Here is a 17895-nt window from a genome sequence, read left to right as displayed (position 1 = left end):
TATTTGTTTACTTAGGTATTATAACGGTTGATGATATCATTGACGTTATCGTTGAAGAACAGACTGAAGACCTCCTGATGCTATCTGGTGTTAGCAAAGACGAAGAAGTTGGTAGTCCGCTTGCAGTTTCAATTCACAGAAGGTTGCATTGGCAGCAGTTATGCCCATCGTAGCAGGTATGGGGGAAATGCAGGTACTCAGACTTTATCCATTGTCATTAGGAGCATCGCGCTTGGACATGTCAATATCCAAAAAGATTGGAAGTATGTCTTTAATGAAATCAACATTGGCTTTGTAAATGGGTCTGCGACTGGACTTATCACCGGTTTTGTAATATATATTAAATATAACAATTTTTTTCTCAGTTTGATAATCTTTGTTGCGATGATTGGAAACCTTGTTATTGCAGGTTTTTTTGGTTTCTTAATTCCAATGCTCTTGAAAAAACTTAAATTGGATCCAGCTGTATCTTCTTCAATTTTTCTAACCACAGCTAAGGATGTGGGGGGCTTTTTTCTCTTTTTAGGATTAGCCAAATTGTTCTTACCCCATTTATTATAGAATTGATCAAGTACTTTTGGCTGGATTACAACTACAGAAGGGATATTAGACGTATTTTTTTTAGTTTCTGTTGATTCTTGACTAACTGTTCTTTATTGAAAGGTTTCCCATGAGATGGATATACTTGTTTAAAATCAAGACTGATCATCTTCATCCAAGAGGATTCATAGTCTTTCAAGTTTTCTATCCAAATGATAATGTTATTGCTGCTTGGTATGCCGTTCATAGCTGCATCACCACAAAAGAGCACTCTATCTCCAAATAGCAGACCCATTGAATCCTTTGTATGTCCAGGCAGTTCAATAATTTTAGCCGAGAGTACTTTCTCAATTTCGGATTGAGTCTTTTGGGTGACAATCCAATACCGTTCAGGAAAATCTACGGGTTGAAACCTATGGTCCCCTTTGCCCAAACATTTCATGAGATAACAAAATCCCCATGCCATCACACTGCTACAACCCCCGTCAAATGCATTTTGTCCAACTTTCAATCTTTCTATCGATGCAGGATGAAGAATCACTTTTGCTTGAGTCTTTTGTAAAAGCTGATTTAAAAAACCAACATGGTCATCATGTGCATGTGTAATAAAAATATAGGTTATATCCTCTATGGATATCTTTCTATTTTTTAATGCTTCTTTAAATTTTTTGTAGTGCTCACTATAGCCCGTATCAATGAGCAAATAGCCGTTTTCTATTTCAATCAAAAAAATATTATGGATCCTATTTCCAATATTCAAGATTCGATCCTCTATGGGTTTTCTCATTTTATAAGCACCTTCAATTCGCCTTGCCAGCGCATTGTTTTCTCTTCTAATTTCAGAAATATATGAAGGTATGCCTTCTACATTTCTGATTGAATGACCCACGAGAATGGTCTCTAACTGTTTTCTAATCAAATGTGCATTATTTAACTTTTTAGGATCTTTTATACTTTCAATCAACCATAAGGTATCTACCAAGCTATCTAAAATTTCTTCATCAAAAAATGGCTTTTCCTTATAAGATAATTCTATTTTTTTGGATTCAATTTGCCAATCTGGATTGACTATAGACTTCTGAATAATATCTTTTGCATGTCCAATGGCACATTGATGCCCTTGGCAGGCATTACAAAACTTTGGCCCCATACAGATATTTTCAAGATCTTCTTGAATGTGCTTATAGTATTCATGAAGCAATTGCGATTTTGCTTTAAATTCAGACTGAATCCCTTTTTCCCTATTTTGAATTAACTTTCTTACCCTATAGAGTACAAACCCTATCAATAAACCGAACACAGGTACAATAAACGTTGGTATTAAATATTGTTTCGGGCTCGTTTGTAGTATTTTTTGGATCCCAAAAAACAAAAATATAGAAGCCGCCAATAATTTAAGACCTAATTCAGGAATCTTATCTCCCATTTTTTTACCAACAAAAATGCCTATCGCTCCAGTAGCAATCATCCCAGCAACTGTTCCCACTAATATCATAAAAGGATAATGGGCATCTGCAGCTAATGTGATTGCCGTTAATTGTGTTTTGTCTCCAAGTTCACCTAAAAAGAAAGCTAAAGCAACTGTTGCTACGGGCCCAAGTTGAATTTTAGGTTCATCATCATCTTCTTCTTCATCATCAGACTTTAACGTCCATATCGCAAAGCCTATAAACGCAGCACCTGCAATCATTTGAATAGTGCTCATTGGAACCATTTGAGAAAGAAGTCGCCCTAAAATTACTGCTAACCCATGATTCAGGAAAGCGCCGACTCCAATTCCAATGAGTACTTTTCTAACAGAAAACTGTGTGGCAAATGCCATTGCTAAAATCTGAGTCTTATCCCCCATTTCTGCTATAGAAATCAACACAAATGCCTTTAATACCTCTTGAATCATATGCTTACTCCTTCTTACTCATCTCAATATGCTTATAGATCCACTTCCACAAGCTCTGACTTCACACCTTAAATAAAAAAAGACCTTTAGATTATCAGACACCTCGCCCAATAATCTAAAAGTCTCGCTTCTTTAAATATCCTTAAAGCAGATAAGACCAGGATTACTCCAGTATGTTGATCTTATCTTGGTTTCCCATAGCTACTCCCTTTTAGAACCGAAATAATTTTATCATTTCTCATTCTTATTGTCAATAAAGTGATGACAGAAAAAGCATTGTACCCCTAGGGATGCTCACTTCCTAAAGCAAAAATGAGAGATGCACTAAAAAAGTGTATCTCTCATTTTTGAAATCATTAGTCCTCGTCCAGCAAAGAGCAGGAATGTTCAGCCTTCGCTTTGCGGTTAGACGAGGACGGGTCAGACAAAACCTTGTTTTGTCTGACAATGATTATCACGGCGTTCAACTCTAAAAATTCTCAAACAAATCTTTAAAATTTTTATTTAGATAACTGAATACAATCCATATTAACGGCAACATTAGAAGATTCAATAGCAAATGTTATTGTGGCACCTTCTGGAATATCCACATTTACATTTACCGTACCCAGCTTATCCCAACCACCTGTATTTGGAAAAACAATCTCTTGTTTTCGAACCCCATTTACGATAAGTCCAAGTTTACCTGAGTCTTCATTTCCTCTCGTATATGAAATCGTCATTTTTTTTGCAGCAGAAGCTCTTTTAAATTCAATCGAATCCCCTACATATTGAAAATAAGAAGTAATCTTCCCACCTGAAGCACCGTCTAAATTCTCGATCTTAATGTTTCCACTAAGTTTACCCTCTTCTCCTTCAAATTTACTTGAAATGGGAAGCAAAGAGGGGTCTGTTATATCAAGATCAATGTAATCTAAATTCACATCTGACTCTTTAGCTTCAACTACAAATTTTATATTCGCACCTTCAGGCACATTTATCGGTAAATCCAGCTCCTGATACTCAGACCATGAACGTGTACGTGGGAAAATAATATCTTGCATATAAACATTATTTATATAAAGTGAAAGGTTGCCAAGGTTAAAATCACTACTTGAATATTTGATGGTAAGACCATAGGCTAAAGGTACTTTTTTAAATTCAACAGCATTTTTTAGCGTTCTTAAATCCGAGACTATTTTTCCACTTGAAGCTAATGTAAGCTCCTTAATTTTTACGTTACCTGTGAAGCTACCACTTTCTGCTTCAACTCTAAATTTACCAACAGGGGCAGTAGAGTTTATAATATTTAAAGAAGTAGAGGGTTCTTTTGAATAGAAGTCTATACAGTCAATATTGGCAGTTGTCCCACCACCATTGACTTTGAGCTCTATTGTTGCATCTTTAGGGATATCTACTGCTATATACTGGGATTCTTTATAATCCGACCAAGCTTTCGTATTTTGAACTTTGATTTTCTGATTGTATACGCCATTTATATATAGTTTAAGTACACCATAGCCATCAAAATTTGAACTTGAATATCCAAGAATAAACCCCTTTGCTGCTGGTGCCTTTTTAAAGGTAACTGAAAATGCTTCACCTGAAAATTTTATACGCTCATCGCTTGAATTGGAAACCACTCGGCCTTTTGAAGCTAAAGATGAACCGTAAACAATCCCAGCACCACCGATTGTAGCATTTTCTGCTTCAAGTCTTATACCACCATTATTTTGCACAATTTGTTCTATAGCAGATTCGCCGCTTGTAGTCAACGGTGCAACACCCGTTTTAAAAGGCAGTCCTTTTTCTTTTGCATATTTTTCAACAGAGCTTCCAGCTTCTCCATAGAACGTTGCGTTCCCACATTGAAGAAGTGCACCATTTTCAATGACTACTGCCGGATTTAATATCGTTACACTTTTCAAACCAAAACAGAAATCAAATGAATTGCGATTAATATTAGTTATTGACTTTGGTAGTATGACATTTGTTAAGCCTATACATCCGTCAAAAGCACCGCCACCAATTGAAGTTACTGAACTAGAAAGTGTTATATTTTTAAGTGATGTACAGTCTTTAAACATTCGGCTACCCAGAATACTATTATTTATCGTTACGCTTTCTATCCCCGTACATCCCTTAAATATTTCGTTTCCTAAATCTTTAACAGAACTTGGGATAACAATATTTTTTAGGCCAGTACAGTTTAAAAATGCATATCCTTCAATTGAAGTAATTGAATTGGATAGGATTAAACTGGTTAGACCAGTACAACCTTTAAAAGCATTATAGCCAACTGAAGTAACTGAATGTGGAAGTGTTAAACCTGTCAAACCTGTACAATTTTCAAATGCCCCCAAATTAATTGTGATAACTGAATTTGGAATGGTTACAGTTTCCAAATTCACGCTTTTTACAAATGATTCTTGTCCAATTGTCTTAACTGTATTGGGTATCGTGTAGCTGGTATTGACTTTCCCTGCTGGGTAAGAAATCAAGGTTGTTTTATCCTTAGTGAAGAGGACCCCCTCTGCCGCAATATAGTTTTTATTTGAGCTATCAACCGTAATTTCTTTTAAAAGCGTACAATTTGAAAATGGATTAGCGCCTATCTTTTCCACCGAACTCGGGATGTTAATTTTCACCAGAGGGCACCGGTCAAATGCAGCTTGACCAATTTCAGTGACTGTATTTGGGATGATTATCGTTGAAAAACCACAGTTTGAAAAAACTGCATCTCCAATGGTTTGGATTGATTTTGGAATTGTTAAAGTTTTTAGATTATAGCACCCTTGAAAAGCACCTGCAACAATTGTTTTAACTGAGTCTGTAAGCGTCAAATTTTCTAAATCAATGCAACCTTCAAATGCAAGAAAACCAATCTCAGTACTTGAAATAGTTGCCGTTTTTAAAGGACTATTAAAAAACGCCCGTTTGCCTATTTTCTTGACTGAACTTGGAATCGTTATACTTGTTACCCCCGAATTCTCAAATGCACTTTCTCCAATTGAAGTAACGGAAGTTGGAATGTTAATCGTTTTAAGATTTGCGCAGTCTCTAAATGCATATTCATCAATAATCTTAACTGAATTGGGGACGACAAGACTTTTCATAGTAAGATTCCCCGCAAATGCCCAATCGCCAATAGCGGTAACTGAATTTGGGATGATAACCGCACTCGCTGAGCCGTTATATTTAATCAAAACGCCTGTTTTAGGATCAATTTCAAAATCACTGCTTGCTGCAAAGGTCGATATTGATAACATGCTCACCAAACAACAAAATACCAGTGTAAATTTCAAAAACTTTTTCATTTTATCCTTCTCCTTTTTTCAAATAGATTTAGACAAACACTTCTTTTCTCTAAGTATCAATGTCATTATTCTATCTAAAAATGGTCATTTGTGGCCCTCCTTTGCATGAAACAACCTATTTCTGTCATGAATAGAACAGCTTTTTATTCTAAGACAGTTTAAATAGGACCTAATCCCAGAAGCCCTTCTCGACATAACAGGTTCTAATATGAGTGGCAAGTCGATTTTTTTAAGCATCCTCGGCGTAAATGCTATCTTGGCACAAAGTATATGCACCAGTTTATCTAAAAAATAGAAATCCGCATTTTACCCTTTGGTTAGTTCCGTTGCGTACGTGGTACAAGACGAAACAAAAGACGGAACAAGTTGCTTAAAACAATCCCAATACTATCGCTAAAACAACGATCAAGGGGGCAGGCACTTTTTTTGTCAAAAGCAACACCGTCGTAATTACTGTAACCAATATATTGTCTATGGAAAAACCACTTTTTTGCATCAATATTACAGCCGCAACTGCAATCAATCCGCCTGCTATAGCGTTAATGCCCTTGAGAGATACTTTAATTGCCTTGATCTGCTTCAAGTTTTCCCATACAGGATATACAAAATAAATCAAAAGCAAACCCGGTAAAAAAATGCCGACACCGCCGATGATTGCAGCCATAATTTGAAGTAAAACACCGCCATCTCGATAAGACATCCCACCTGCATATGCACTAAAGCTAAACATAGGTCCAGGTAGTCCCTGAACAAGACCATATCCTGTTAAAAACGCCTCATGTGTCATATAGGCTCTAACATCTACCAATTCACTGTACATAACGGGGACTATGACTTGACCACCACCAAATACCAAATACCCATATCTATAAAAACTTTCAAAGAGAGTCAATAAACGATGATCAAATATGACGTTTAAAACAATCCCACCTATTGCAAATGTAACAAAAGCAATTAAGTAGCCCCAAGGTGGATTTAATTTAACCTTATGCCAAAGTTCTTTTTCTCCAGAGGCTAGGATGCTTACAATCCCCCCAAATACAAGCAATAGTGGAAATATCCACGGCAAGTGAAAAAAGTAAGTCACAACAGCGGCAATAACCATTAATGTGCCTGTCACCCAATTGGTCACCACCTTTTTAGTGATTCTAAAAGCGGCAACCATAATAAACCCTACAGCCATCGGCCCAATATATCTTAAAATATTGGGCGCTATATTATGTGTGTCAAATATTTGATAGACAAAAGACAGTGCTGTCATCACAACAAGTACTGGCAATGACCATACAAGCATCGTCAAAAAAGCAAGCAACGGACCACCGGTCTTATAGCCTACTGCAACCAATGTTTGTGTGCTCGTTGGACCAGGTAAAATACTACACAATGCAACAAGTTCTATGAGTTCTTCTTCCGTCAGGTACTTCTTTTTAGCCACAAGTTGATCCATAAAGATACCAATATGCGCTTCTGGTCCACCATAGGCCCCTAATGAACAAATAAATGCATCCCTAAGAAAAGCACTCCATTTGATATTATTTACAGTCATATTTTCCCTCCATATCCCAGTAATTATGCCTAACCGAATTATCAAAGCATATACTCAGTCCGCTTCACTACCTGCGTAACCCTTGCGCAATCCGTTAGGAGCGTTAGGAGCGCTATGGCTAGGCTTTCTATATAAGTTTAAGCCAAATCTCCATACTTGTGGTTTTAGGCGAATGGCTTGCATATCGCTCTGCACAAAACGCATCTGTTTGCAATTTATGGCTTTGAAGCCATTTATTGTAAATGTAATTTTGTGCCTTATAAAGCGCATCCATGACCAATGCTTCAAAGTTTTCAGCTTCAAAAGAACAAACAATATACGCTCCCGTCGGTAATTCCCAGTCTATGAAATCATCCGGCACTTTTGCAGATTCATGCTTTGCACCTGCAAAATAGCTGAAATAACCTTCCACTGCACACGGATACGCCACACCAATTTCCTCATTATCTTCGGGAATTTCAAGTTTGATTTGTTTCTGATTATGAAAATTTCGCCAAAGAGTATCCAGCGGATCAATCCCCGATTCGGTTCCAAGCCCCTCTATGAACTGAACTGGAATATCCTTTTTTAACCCGATAAAATGAACAGGTTCCGTAATTTCTTTTCTGTTTACTTCAAGAACAATCCCATTAGTAATCAAGGGCACCCCTTCATCAATTAAGATGTAGTGCAGTAAGAGCTCAGGTTTTGTCATGCGATTAAATGTTTGTGGATTTTTCCGGTACTCATCTGGCGTTAGCCCAAAGGTATCTTTAAAAGTACGGGAAAAGTGTTCATGAGAAGAAAATCCAAGGTCTAATGCAATGTCTAAAATGCGCCTGTCTTTTTGAAGCAATAAATCTGTTGCCTTTGCCATTCGACGGCGTTTTACATACTCAGCCACTGGTTTTTTCACCAATCGGCTAAACAATCGTTGATAATAAAATGGCGATAAAGAAGCCATTTCTGCGAGTCTCACAATATCAATTTCTTCCTCTAAATGAGCCTCAATATATTCTATAGTCAACTGTATTTGTTCCCATGCGTGCATTTATAAGCACCTCCTTTAATGATAGAATATCATGTTCGGAAAATTAGTACTTGACTCTGTCTGCTCATTTTTCAACTTAAATCAAAGCGTATACTCAGTCCGCTTCGCTACCTTCGTAACACTTGCACAATCCTATCGGATTGCATTCAGTGGGCGTTTGGACTCCCACTGAATTAGGCATATGAACCCCCACTTTGAGAAGTGGGGACATCTCCCAAGGGTTATAATAAGTCGCACGTACGTGGCTTTCCGTTGTGTACGTGCGAGTTTCGTTGTGTACGTGGTACCATTGGGAACGCCATTGAACGCACAACGGAATGTCTTTATGTTCTACGGCTCTGAAAATGGCCTGTCAAAGTGCTTTTTTGTAAAATATGGCCTTCCATTTCTACCAACAAATCACGCTTTCTACTTTTAGGTGATAACGCGCATTTACAATCCAAAATATATACTGTAAAAACATAGGTATGGATTGTCTTAAGGGGAGGTTTAGGACCTTTATATCGATGCCTTCCGTAAGCTCTCCCTTGTATTGCACCACCAAGATTTTCTATAATTTCACCATGTGGTATTGCTTCGGGAATGCTGTTTTGTACGGGTAAATTCCAAATCAACCAATGGTTGTAGTTTGGAAAGAGCGGATGGGACGCATCATCCATAGTTATAGCAATCGACTGTGCTTCAGCGTGAATGCCCTCCAAGTGGATGCTTGGCGATCGATCTTCTCCGCGGGCAGAATACAGATTCGGTATCCAGTCCCCTTCTTTAAAAGCTTCACTCCATATTTTTAAAATTTGCGCATGCATCAAGGTCCTCCTCATAAGAAAACGACCCAACTGAATACAGCTGGGCACATTCGTCACTCTATATTGTCTATATTTTCTTGCGTTAAATTCACAAACGGCACAGTAACCTCTTTAGCATTATTCATATACGCATCACGCCACTGCTCGTATTCTGCATAATCTATTGGTTGATCCAGTTTATACTCACCATCTTGCATGATATAATACACAATGCCATCCCCATCGGTATCACTTTCTGATGGAAATGAATTGCCCTCATAATTTGACTCTGATAGAGATCGATCCCAAGCATCTACCATACCCACATTGGCATATTGATCTGATTCACTTTCATACTTATACAGGGTATAGGGCCAGAAATCGCCCGCTAAACCTTGATTATGTGACCACTCTGCTTTGACGATACCATTGTCGTAATAAGTAATTGTTGGAAATTCTCTGAACACTTCATTTGCAGTTTGAGTATTGATTTCAAAATCATATATCAATTCTACCATGCCTGCCAAGGAAGCATTTGTATAGGCAATAATTAATTCATTTTGACCATCTTGGTCTATATCGTATACTGCAAATTGATTTTGTGATAAATCACTGTCTTCAGTCCAATCACATGCCTCACCCCCTGGGAAAGTATGCTCAGAAAAAATGCCCTCTAGAATTGATTTATAGGCATTCTTCATCGATTCTATTGTACTAGAAGTACTCTCTGGTGTACTCTCTGGTGTATTCTCTGGTAAAACAACTGGTAAAGGATTTGGCACTTCATCTCCAGAGGTGCTCTGTGCTCTACACGCCATTAGGTTGCTTGTTAAAAATAATAACAAAATTAGAACGCCATACTTCTTGATGTTTTTTCTAGATGTCTTTGCTTTCATATTGTTCATATATCTTCTAAAAGATATAAACCCCTCTCTGGAAAACACTCATTTTTCTTTACATATTCATATACATTGCTTAAAATTATTCTGGGTTGAACACCATTTTTCCGTGCTCTATCGTATTCCCTCAACCATAAAGCTTTTAATTCATAAGCCTCAAGCCATTTCAATAATATAAACAAATTGATTTCAGCATCTATTTCGTTGTGATATTTGTTATAAAATTGGATCGCCTTATCATATTCACTCAACTCAATATTAAGTCTGAAAACGATCTCAACTAACTTATTTATTTTTTCTTTGCGTTCATAATCAGAATGTCGTGTCGCCGGTTTCATTTTCAACGCAGTTTGCTTAGTGCGCATAAATCCATCCATAAGCAATTTGCTTTGTTCAATCGCCATTTCTTTTGATTCCGACGATTTCAAATTCTGAATTAATACGGATATCAATGAAGAAGATAAAGTCTCCCTGTCAACGTTGCTAGTGATCACTGACTCAAGGACAGCTTTTACTTTATCTTGTTTTATGCCACTACTAAACCGCCTTGCAATTACTGTATACAACAATTCTGTTTGATCCATACCAATGGATCGAAAAGGATTATCTGTCCTAAAAAGATAGTAGCCACAAGCATAACTTAACATCTCATACAGTTTGAAAAGCAAATCGGTTGCAATATCGCCCTCAGTACCATAAATAGAAACACCCTGTAAATCCTTTATATAACCCTTTACTACAAATCTCCATTTAGGGCGATCTTTCTTATGAATCATACTATTGGGCGCAAGATAGTACTGTTTATACGCATACTCCATAAACAATTCAATTTGTGGTTTTAAAACATAGACATCTACTGGTTCATTTCTAGAGTCATTTGTTTTACCGCTTTTAGTATATTTTTCCGAATTTTTCACCAGCGTATCAATTGCCTTCTCTTCACGCAACTTTTTAGGCATCGCCTTGTACATTTCAGCAATAATGAGCCTCAATTCCGCTTCATTATATGCTTTTATCATTTCTCTCAGTTCTGATATCAACATATTCTGCTTACTTCCAATTCTTTTTTTTATCAAAGTGTATACTCAGTCTGCTTCACTACCTTCGTAGCCCTTGCGCAAACGGTTAGGATTGCATTCAGTAGGCTTCATCTCCCCCAATGGTTATATTATACATGATTAGAATGTCAAAAGTGAAAAGGTTGAGCACTTGTCTACCATTATGATGCGTTTAGGGATTTGCCTTAATTTGATGACAATGTCACTCTGAAATAGCGCAAGTGATGACAATATTACCACTTTGAAAAAATCCGGTGGCATTGTAAGCCCATGTCCCTTCTGATAAATCGACGATTTTTGTTGTATTAGCGCCACTAAAGACTATTTGCTGTTCCTCGCCTGATGGTGAAAAAAGAAACAAATCAACGCTCCCCCCTTGGATATCAGAAGTGACGATCAAGTTTAGTTTTTGACCTGATTCCGCCTGAAAACTGCCAGACTGAATAACGTTTTTTCCACCATTATTGGTGATCATAACAATAGGCATACTCACAGAAGCGCCTTCACGCAGCACGCTTAAAGTTTCTTTTACGCGCTGCGTCCAAATAGAGACTGCCGTCGCATCTGTCTTCTGAATACTGATATTCCCGATCATTTTATCTGGCATATTAATGCTAACAAGGTAAAAGTAGTAAGACCCTGCATCTGTTCCATTCACCTTTACATCACGTTTGACTGGCGATTCTGGATACATAGAAAAATTCAGCGTCTTGTTAAGTTCACTTTGGTTTACGTCCTTTTCATCAAGTTTAGGCACATTGGGAAGGCCTTGCAACAATTGCAAGATTTGATGGTCCTCCAAATCCTCATCTAAATAGAACAGTATCGCATAGCCCTTGCTGGTCCATTGTAAATTGATCTCTAAAGTATTGTGCTCTTCCAGCGTATGCTTTCCGAGTCGCTCAAAAGAGAAGTTCGTGTCGCTCAAAAGCGTCTTTGACATATTGGGCTGAGGAAGGTGTTGCATTGGGTCAGTTTGCACAGGCGAAGACAACGTTATGGAAATTTCACCCTCTATTGCTTTATCTTTGCTGTCTGCCACTGTGATCAAACTCCAAAGACCCTTGGCACCTGGATAAGACCTTTTTCTTTGATCCACAGTGGACTGAATGCCCCGATATACGATTTTGCCACTTGGATTGACCAACCAAACTGCCATTTTACCTTGAGACAACTGATAGTCCAATTCTAAGGTGACTGGTTCCTCATTGTCAACCATAAATGCCGACGGCGCAACATATGTAAAGGATACTATGCCTGTCCCTAACAGCGTACATAACATGAGCAGACACAAGACCATAATGCCACGTCGTTTTATATTCATATCAAACAAATTGCTTAGGCGACTTTTCATATCTTTTTTTGAACTTCCAAATCGTGTGGAGAACATTGTATTCACCTTTCCCTTTCCCTGCAAAGCTGATAATATTGTATTTGCATACTGAGCACGTTCATTGCAATTCATTTTTCGGGTTACATCATAGTCACAGACCAATTCAATATCCCTTGCAGCTTGTGCCGTCATAAGATAAATCAGCGGATTAAACCAGTGTAACGCATTTGCCAGCAAAAGGACCAGCTTATACCACATGTCTTTCCGCCGATAATGTGACATTTCATGTCGTAGGATGAAGCTCATTTCCGCCTTCACGAATTTCGTATGTGGCAATAAAATACGAGGATGAAGAATACCAAGCAGCACTGGAGCCTCTACCACGTCCGTGATGATCGGTTCTGGCAGTTTAGAAATCCCCATATCCGCACCTATTTCACAAATGGTTTCTCTGATAAACTCTGGGACACTTGCTTTATGGGACACTTGCATTTTACGCAAAAAAAAGAGATAAGCGCCTATTTGAAAAAATAAAAAAAGGCACACGCCAATAAGCCAAATAAGACTGCTGATTTCTAGAAATGATAGGGTCATCCTCGATGATTCAGAAGCTATTGGCATAAATTCCGAAACAGAAGTCGTTTTCGAATGAACCTCAATGAGCTTCTGCGAAGCAGCATCACTGATATATGGAACCGTTACAGTTGCACCCTGTTCAGGTACTTTGATCTCCACAGGAGTCACTGGTAAAGTGAACTTAAATGGAATCAATAGCCTAATAGCAATCACAATCCATGCGACATATCGCCACTCTACTCGGTACCGTTTTTGAAGCTGAGGTCCCATAAGCAAAAGAAACCCTATAATCACTGAAGTCGTAATAGATAACTCTAGAACCTGTAATACAAGTTTAGCGTTCATTGCGGTTCCCCTCCTTCAGTGCGTCAAGGTATTCTCTCAGTTCCTCAATTTCCACTTCATCAAGGCCCTGCTGTCCTGTAACCGAAAGCATAAAATTTTTTATAGAGCCTTGGTAGAGCTTATGCAAAATATTTCTGCCTTCTTTGCGTAAGTATGCCTCCCTTTTTACAACAGCGACATAATATTTGTTTTTCCCTTCCCGTGTACTTTTAAGAAAACCTTTTTCCTCCAAACGCGACAAAAAAGAATTGAGAGCGTTTGCACTCCAGCCCTTGTGTGCCAGTTTTTTATCAAAATAAGTACGAGGTACGGGTGGCTGCTCTATTTCCCATAAAGCCAACATAATATCCAGTTCCGATTCTGGTAGTCGTTGCATTCCTTTCACCCCTTTCGACTGCAAATGCAGTACATTAATATACTACATTTGCAGTCGATGTTTGTCAAGATATTATCTTAATTTTTTTTATTATAAAACCCTTGGGAATATGTCCCTCACTTCTTAATAGAGAAGACATATTCTTAATTCAGAAACACTCACACCCTTACTGAAGCCTATACATTTGATATTGGAAAAAGTTTTCATATCAAAATGCATTCGGAGTTGCATTGAGTGGTATTTTGAATTAAAATTGTTATGAACTAGTTTGTTTGTCATAAAATAATTATAACTCATCCGAACTGGCTCTTCGAGCCAGTTTTAAATATTTATAGGACTAAAAAAGGACTATAACAAATCTGATTTGCCATAGTCCTTTTTCTATTTGAGGGCTATTTTGCAACAGCACCATCGTGTTAAAAAAATTACGCTTCCATTTACTTTTCAGATCGGCTGAGCCAGCCTTCCAATATCATCCCATATACAATTCCAGCCACAAAGCTTATAGGATCTTGAAATCCCGTTGAGCTGTAAAATGCAAAGGAGATTAAAAGACCTAGCAAAGCGCCACGAAACAATACTTTGCGTCTCCCTTTTTCGACCCATGGCGCACCCACGACTAGACCTAAGATAACGCGGTTATACCACAATGAAAACACAAAAGTCGGTGAAGCTGTAAAATCAGAGCGGATATAAGCCCCAACCACACACAAAAATCCTAGCAAAGCGCCACCAACAAGCGCTACTTTCATTCTTCTTTTCATCTCATTACTCCCTTTAGACCAATTCTAGTCCATAAACCTACTAATTCCATTAATCACCTTATTTAAACAGTTTAATGGTACCTGTATCATCTAAATGTTTTAATAAAGAAATCGTAATCGGAAATCCAAATAAACCAATAGCGCCCAATAGTTTAACACCTACAAACATACTCATGAGTGCAACTACAGGGTGTAAGCCCAGCTGACCGCCAACAATCTTTGGCTCTAGAATATTTCTGACGATTGTTACAAAGACATACACAACCAGCAACCCAATGGCCATTGGATAATCTCCACGCAAAAATGTAATAATTGTCCATGGAATCATAATGCCACCCGTTCCAAGCACAGGTAATATATCAAATATCGCTACAACAAGTGCAATGAGTATTGCATTTTGTATGCCTATAATAGAAAGCCCTATAGATAGTTCTACAAATGTAATGGACATGATCAGAGCATAAGAGCGCATCACCACAAAGATTGTGTTCGCCATATACTGTTTGATTGTTTGGATGATCTCATTTCCACGTGTAGAAAACTGTCTTAATATAAAGGTGGATAGAACATCAAAATCCATAGCAATAAAAAATGTTGATATGATCATTAACATCATTTTTATTAAAAAAGAAGGCAACGATGACGCAATCCCTGACAAAGAGCCTACGATCGTCAATGATATATTGGTAATATTTTCTCCAAGTGCGTTTACAAACTGGTTAAAACCTTCATTTAGAACTTCCACAAGTGCGGGATCCAAAAGGACTATCGTGTTTTCGATACCATCAAATGCTGAAATCAGGTAGGGTCCCAATTTGTTTTCATAGATTGTTGGCAATGCAGAGATCACAGCAGAAATTGTTGTGATGAGTTTAACCCCAATCAAGAATACAAGAACACCCACCGTGCTGTAAAAAACTAAAACAAGTAAAAATGACACAAGCTTACGCGGCACTTTGAGCGTTAAGGCAATCACTTTTGCTGGCTTCTTCAGCAAATATCCAATAATGAATGCCAAGATAAAAGGGCTGATCAAAGGAAATGCATATTTTAGAATAACATATGTGATTGACGTGATCAGAAAAATATAAATTATATTGACAATAAATTGCTTTTTCTTGTCGTACTGTGCTTCCATTTGTTTCTCCAATCTTACAAAATATAATGAAATAAGTAACTTCTACAGCTTGAATTCGTAAATGTTTGAACCTCACTTCGCTGATTTGACCCTTAGGAGGAATATTTCCCAAAAGACTGATTAACCATTTAGAGTCTCATAGTCTTCAACAGGCAAATCCACATCCAAAGTCGCTTCAATTGCATTGAGGGCAATCATGCCACTCACTTCAAAAGTCACTTCAAAAGTCACTTCATCCAGCTGTTTTAACGCTCTGTCATCTTCATCATACTCATCAAAGATGTTCCCCACAATTTCTTCTAAAAGGTCCTCAATTGTCACGATTCCTGTTGTGCCACCGTATTCATCAATGACTAACGCCAGAAGACCTTTCACATATAATATGCCAATGATATTATCAATACTATCTTCACTCAATAATTTAACCAATTGCTTAGGCTTTTTGTTACCCTCTTCTGCCATCAACTTTATTTAGTAATCAAACCTTCATCCTTTTATAATTTTGAAACAAAAAAGACCGCAAAAACAAAGCACACTCATTGCATCACGGCCTAAAGTTGTAAAATGAAGTTTTAATTCTTATTAGTCTTACCTTAATATTTTACCTCAATCTCTATGGGACGTCAATCTCATAGCACACCTTCAAAACAGCCATGAATACATATAGGAACATATCCACTACATCAAGTCTTAAGATTGTGCTCTTTTACCTCATAAAGATCCAGTCTTCTATTGTTTAGCAAAGTAACGGTTCCAGATTTTCTTGAGCGCTTCAATAATTCAAGATCAAGATCCCCTACAATAACCATCTCAAGATTAGGGGTACACTCCGCCATTATGCCATCCCTTGGAAAAGAAAAATCTGAAGGTGTAAAAATGGCGGATTGGGCATACTGGATATCCATGTTTTCAACATGTGTCAAATTGCCCACAGTGCCCGCGATAACCGTATAGACTTGATTTTCGACGGCTCTCGCCTGAGCGCAGTATCTCACTCGCATGTAGCCTTGTCGCTCATCCGTGCAAAAAGGTGTGAAAATAATATTAGCACCCTTCTCAGTGACAATACGAGCAAGCTCCGGAAACTCAATATCATAACATATAAGAATCGCAATTTTACCACAGTCTGTATCAAATACATTGATCTCATCCCCAGTTGAAATCCCCCACCACTGCTGTTCATTTGGTGTTATGTGCAGCTTATACTGTTTTTCAATAGTGCCATCTCGTCTAAAGAGGTACGAAATATTATAAATCATCCCCTCTTCTTCAACAAAATGAGAGCCTCCAATGATATTCACGTTATATCTAACAGCAAAATGTGTAAAAATTTCAATATAGCGCTCTGTAAAAGTGGTCAATTTTCGCACCGATAAACTCGGTGTGTCTTGATCCATAAACGACAAAAGCTGTGTGGTGAATATTTCAGGAAAAACCACAAAATCAGATTTGTAGTTAGAGGCGACATCCACATAGTACTCACATTGATGCGCAAACTCTTCAAAGGAATTGATTTTTTTCATCATGTACTGGATGACGCAAATGCGCACAGGAAAGGCTGTTTTAAAGTGATGTGAATTGGTTGACTGGTACTCTATGTTATTCCATTCCATGAGCGTCGCATATTGAAGCGATGCACGGTCATCAGGTAGATACTTCTTGATAATACGCTTTAAAACAAATCCGCTACTCAATTGAAATGTCAAAATCGGATCATAAAGATTGAGAGAGATGACCTCCCTCACATATTCTTTTGCAGTCATTTTATCAGCATAATTAACGTAGCCTGGAATTCGACCGCCAATAACAATGCTTTTTAGATTTAATGCATCTGCAAGTTCTTGTCGTGCTTTATAGAGCCTTTTACCAATTTTCATATTTCTATAGTCTGGATGAACCATTACTTCTATTCCATAAAGATTGTCTCCATCAGTATTATGATTCGTTATATAACCATTTGCTGTTATTTCAGCCCATGAATGTTGATCATTATATTCATCAAAATTGATGATCAAACTTGAACTAGAACCGATAATAATCCCTTCCAATTCAACGCAAATTTGTCCTTCTGGAAAAATACTCAAGTGGCTTTCCAACTGCGAAACTGTCCACGGCTCCATATTTGGAAAACATAACTTCTGTAGATTGATAATCGCTTCAAAATCCGCTCTCTTAATAGTCCGAACGGTTACAACTTTCTCGAATTTTGACAAATCTATATCTGGCATATAAACCCTCCTCTAACGACAAGTTAAACTTGTCTCACCTATAGTTTATACCCAATAAATGTATATGGAAACATTTTTGTGTTT

14 protein-coding genes are annotated in these 17895 nt (G+C 37.7%); 1 reads left to right on the top strand and 13 read right to left on the bottom strand.

The window, feature by feature from the left end; translation table 11 throughout:
• Window positions 1–87: 87 nt before the first annotated feature.
• On the top strand, window positions 88–561 hold the full coding sequence (locus F3D3_RS16870; protein ID WP_207645396.1) for a magnesium transporter: 474 nt from the start codon (window positions 88–90) through the stop codon (window positions 559–561).
• Between the two features lie 31 nt (window positions 562–592).
• On the opposite strand, the gene F3D3_RS23470 is transcribed toward F3D3_RS16870, so the two are convergent.
• The 13 genes from F3D3_RS23470 to F3D3_RS16805 form a co-directional block, all read right to left on the bottom strand.
• Window positions 593–2437 (bottom strand): TMEM165/GDT1 family protein, encoded by a 1845-nt coding sequence (locus F3D3_RS23470; protein WP_084389120.1) that lies wholly within the window; start codon window positions 2435–2437, stop codon window positions 593–595.
• A 500-nt stretch (window positions 2438–2937) separates the two neighbouring features.
• A complete protein-coding gene (locus tag F3D3_RS16860; protein WP_069875624.1) occupies window positions 2938–5733 on the bottom strand; it encodes a leucine-rich repeat protein in 2796 nt (931 codons plus the stop codon).
• A gap of 370 nt (window positions 5734–6103) precedes the next feature.
• Entirely contained in the window at window positions 6104–7279 is a 1176-nt protein-coding gene (gene chrA / locus F3D3_RS16855; protein ID WP_069875623.1) for a chromate efflux transporter, read from the bottom strand.
• Between the two features lie 127 nt (window positions 7280–7406).
• The gene (locus F3D3_RS16850) at window positions 7407–8309 is read right to left on the bottom strand and encodes a helix-turn-helix domain-containing protein (RefSeq protein WP_069875622.1); all 903 of its coding nucleotides are present in this window, start codon (window positions 8307–8309) and stop codon (window positions 7407–7409) included.
• A 323-nt stretch (window positions 8310–8632) separates the two neighbouring features.
• On the bottom strand, window positions 8633–9115 hold the full coding sequence (locus F3D3_RS16845; RefSeq protein ID WP_069875621.1) for a YbhB/YbcL family Raf kinase inhibitor-like protein: 483 nt from the start codon (window positions 9113–9115) through the stop codon (window positions 8633–8635).
• A 53-nt stretch (window positions 9116–9168) separates the two neighbouring features.
• Window positions 9169–9990 carry a hypothetical protein gene (locus F3D3_RS16840; protein WP_139132129.1) on the bottom strand — a complete coding sequence of 274 codons (822 nt, stop codon included), beginning with the start codon at window positions 9988–9990 and terminating at the stop codon, window positions 9169–9171.
• Window positions 9991–9995: 5 nt separating this feature from the next.
• On the bottom strand, window positions 9996–11069 hold the full coding sequence (locus F3D3_RS16835) for a hypothetical protein (protein ID WP_139132128.1): 1074 nt from the start codon (window positions 11067–11069) through the stop codon (window positions 9996–9998).
• 184 nt (window positions 11070–11253) lie between these two features.
• On the bottom strand, window positions 11254–13305 hold the full coding sequence (locus F3D3_RS16830; protein ID WP_069875618.1) for a M56 family metallopeptidase: 2052 nt from the start codon (window positions 13303–13305) through the stop codon (window positions 11254–11256).
• Window positions 13295–13681: a BlaI/MecI/CopY family transcriptional regulator gene (locus tag F3D3_RS16825; protein WP_069875617.1), complete on the bottom strand. Its 387-nt coding sequence runs from the start codon at window positions 13679–13681 to the stop codon at window positions 13295–13297. The genes F3D3_RS16830 and F3D3_RS16825 overlap by 11 nt, the downstream gene beginning before the upstream one ends.
• A gap of 437 nt (window positions 13682–14118) precedes the next feature.
• A complete protein-coding gene (locus tag F3D3_RS16820; protein ID WP_069875616.1) occupies window positions 14119–14445 on the bottom strand; it encodes a hypothetical protein in 327 nt (108 codons plus the stop codon).
• A 58-nt stretch (window positions 14446–14503) separates the two neighbouring features.
• Window positions 14504–15583 (bottom strand): sporulation integral membrane protein YtvI, encoded by a 1080-nt coding sequence (gene ytvI / locus F3D3_RS16815; RefSeq protein ID WP_069875615.1) that lies wholly within the window; start codon window positions 15581–15583, stop codon window positions 14504–14506.
• Between the two features lie 120 nt (window positions 15584–15703).
• A complete protein-coding gene (locus F3D3_RS16810) occupies window positions 15704–16045 on the bottom strand; it encodes a CBS domain-containing protein (protein WP_069875614.1) in 342 nt (113 codons plus the stop codon).
• 221 nt (window positions 16046–16266) lie between these two features.
• On the bottom strand, window positions 16267–17811 hold the full coding sequence (locus F3D3_RS16805) for a carbon-nitrogen hydrolase family protein (protein WP_069875613.1): 1545 nt from the start codon (window positions 17809–17811) through the stop codon (window positions 16267–16269).
• Window positions 17812–17895: the final 84 nt, after the last annotated feature.

It is taken from the genome of Fusibacter sp. 3D3, from assembly GCF_001748365.1.
Lineage (GTDB): Bacteria > Bacillota > Clostridia > Peptostreptococcales > Acidaminobacteraceae > Fusibacter_A.
Note: the sequence above shows the minus strand (reverse complement) of the source record. Positions and strands in the feature narration are given on the sequence as shown.

Excerpts from the sequence above, each read along its gene's own strand:
- F3D3_RS23470 (WP_084389120.1), bottom strand. The coding sequence starts at position 2,437 with ATGATTCAAGAGGTATTAAAGGCATTTGTGTTGATTTCTATAGCAGAA.
- F3D3_RS16860 (WP_069875624.1), bottom strand. The coding sequence starts at position 5,733 with ATGAAAAAGTTTTTGAAATTTACACTGGTATTTTGTTGTTTGGTGAGC.
- chrA (WP_069875623.1), bottom strand. The coding sequence starts at position 7,279 with ATGACTGTAAATAATATCAAATGGAGTGCTTTTCTTAGGGATGCATTT.
- F3D3_RS16850 (WP_069875622.1), bottom strand. The coding sequence starts at position 8,309 with ATGCACGCATGGGAACAAATACAGTTGACTATAGAATATATTGAGGCT.
- F3D3_RS16845 (WP_069875621.1), bottom strand. The coding sequence starts at position 9,115 with ATGCATGCGCAAATTTTAAAAATATGGAGTGAAGCTTTTAAAGAAGGG.
- F3D3_RS16840 (WP_139132129.1), bottom strand. The coding sequence starts at position 9,990 with ATGAAAGCAAAGACATCTAGAAAAAACATCAAGAAGTATGGCGTTCTA.
- F3D3_RS16830 (WP_069875618.1), bottom strand. The coding sequence starts at position 13,305 with ATGAACGCTAAACTTGTATTACAGGTTCTAGAGTTATCTATTACGACT.
- F3D3_RS16825 (WP_069875617.1), bottom strand. The coding sequence starts at position 13,681 with ATGCAACGACTACCAGAATCGGAACTGGATATTATGTTGGCTTTATGG.
- F3D3_RS16820 (WP_069875616.1), bottom strand. The coding sequence starts at position 14,445 with ATGAAAAGAAGAATGAAAGTAGCGCTTGTTGGTGGCGCTTTGCTAGGA.
- ytvI (WP_069875615.1), bottom strand. The coding sequence starts at position 15,583 with ATGGAAGCACAGTACGACAAGAAAAAGCAATTTATTGTCAATATAATT.
- F3D3_RS16810 (WP_069875614.1), bottom strand. The coding sequence starts at position 16,045 with ATGGCAGAAGAGGGTAACAAAAAGCCTAAGCAATTGGTTAAATTATTG.
- F3D3_RS16805 (WP_069875613.1), bottom strand. The coding sequence starts at position 17,811 with ATGCCAGATATAGATTTGTCAAAATTCGAGAAAGTTGTAACCGTTCGG.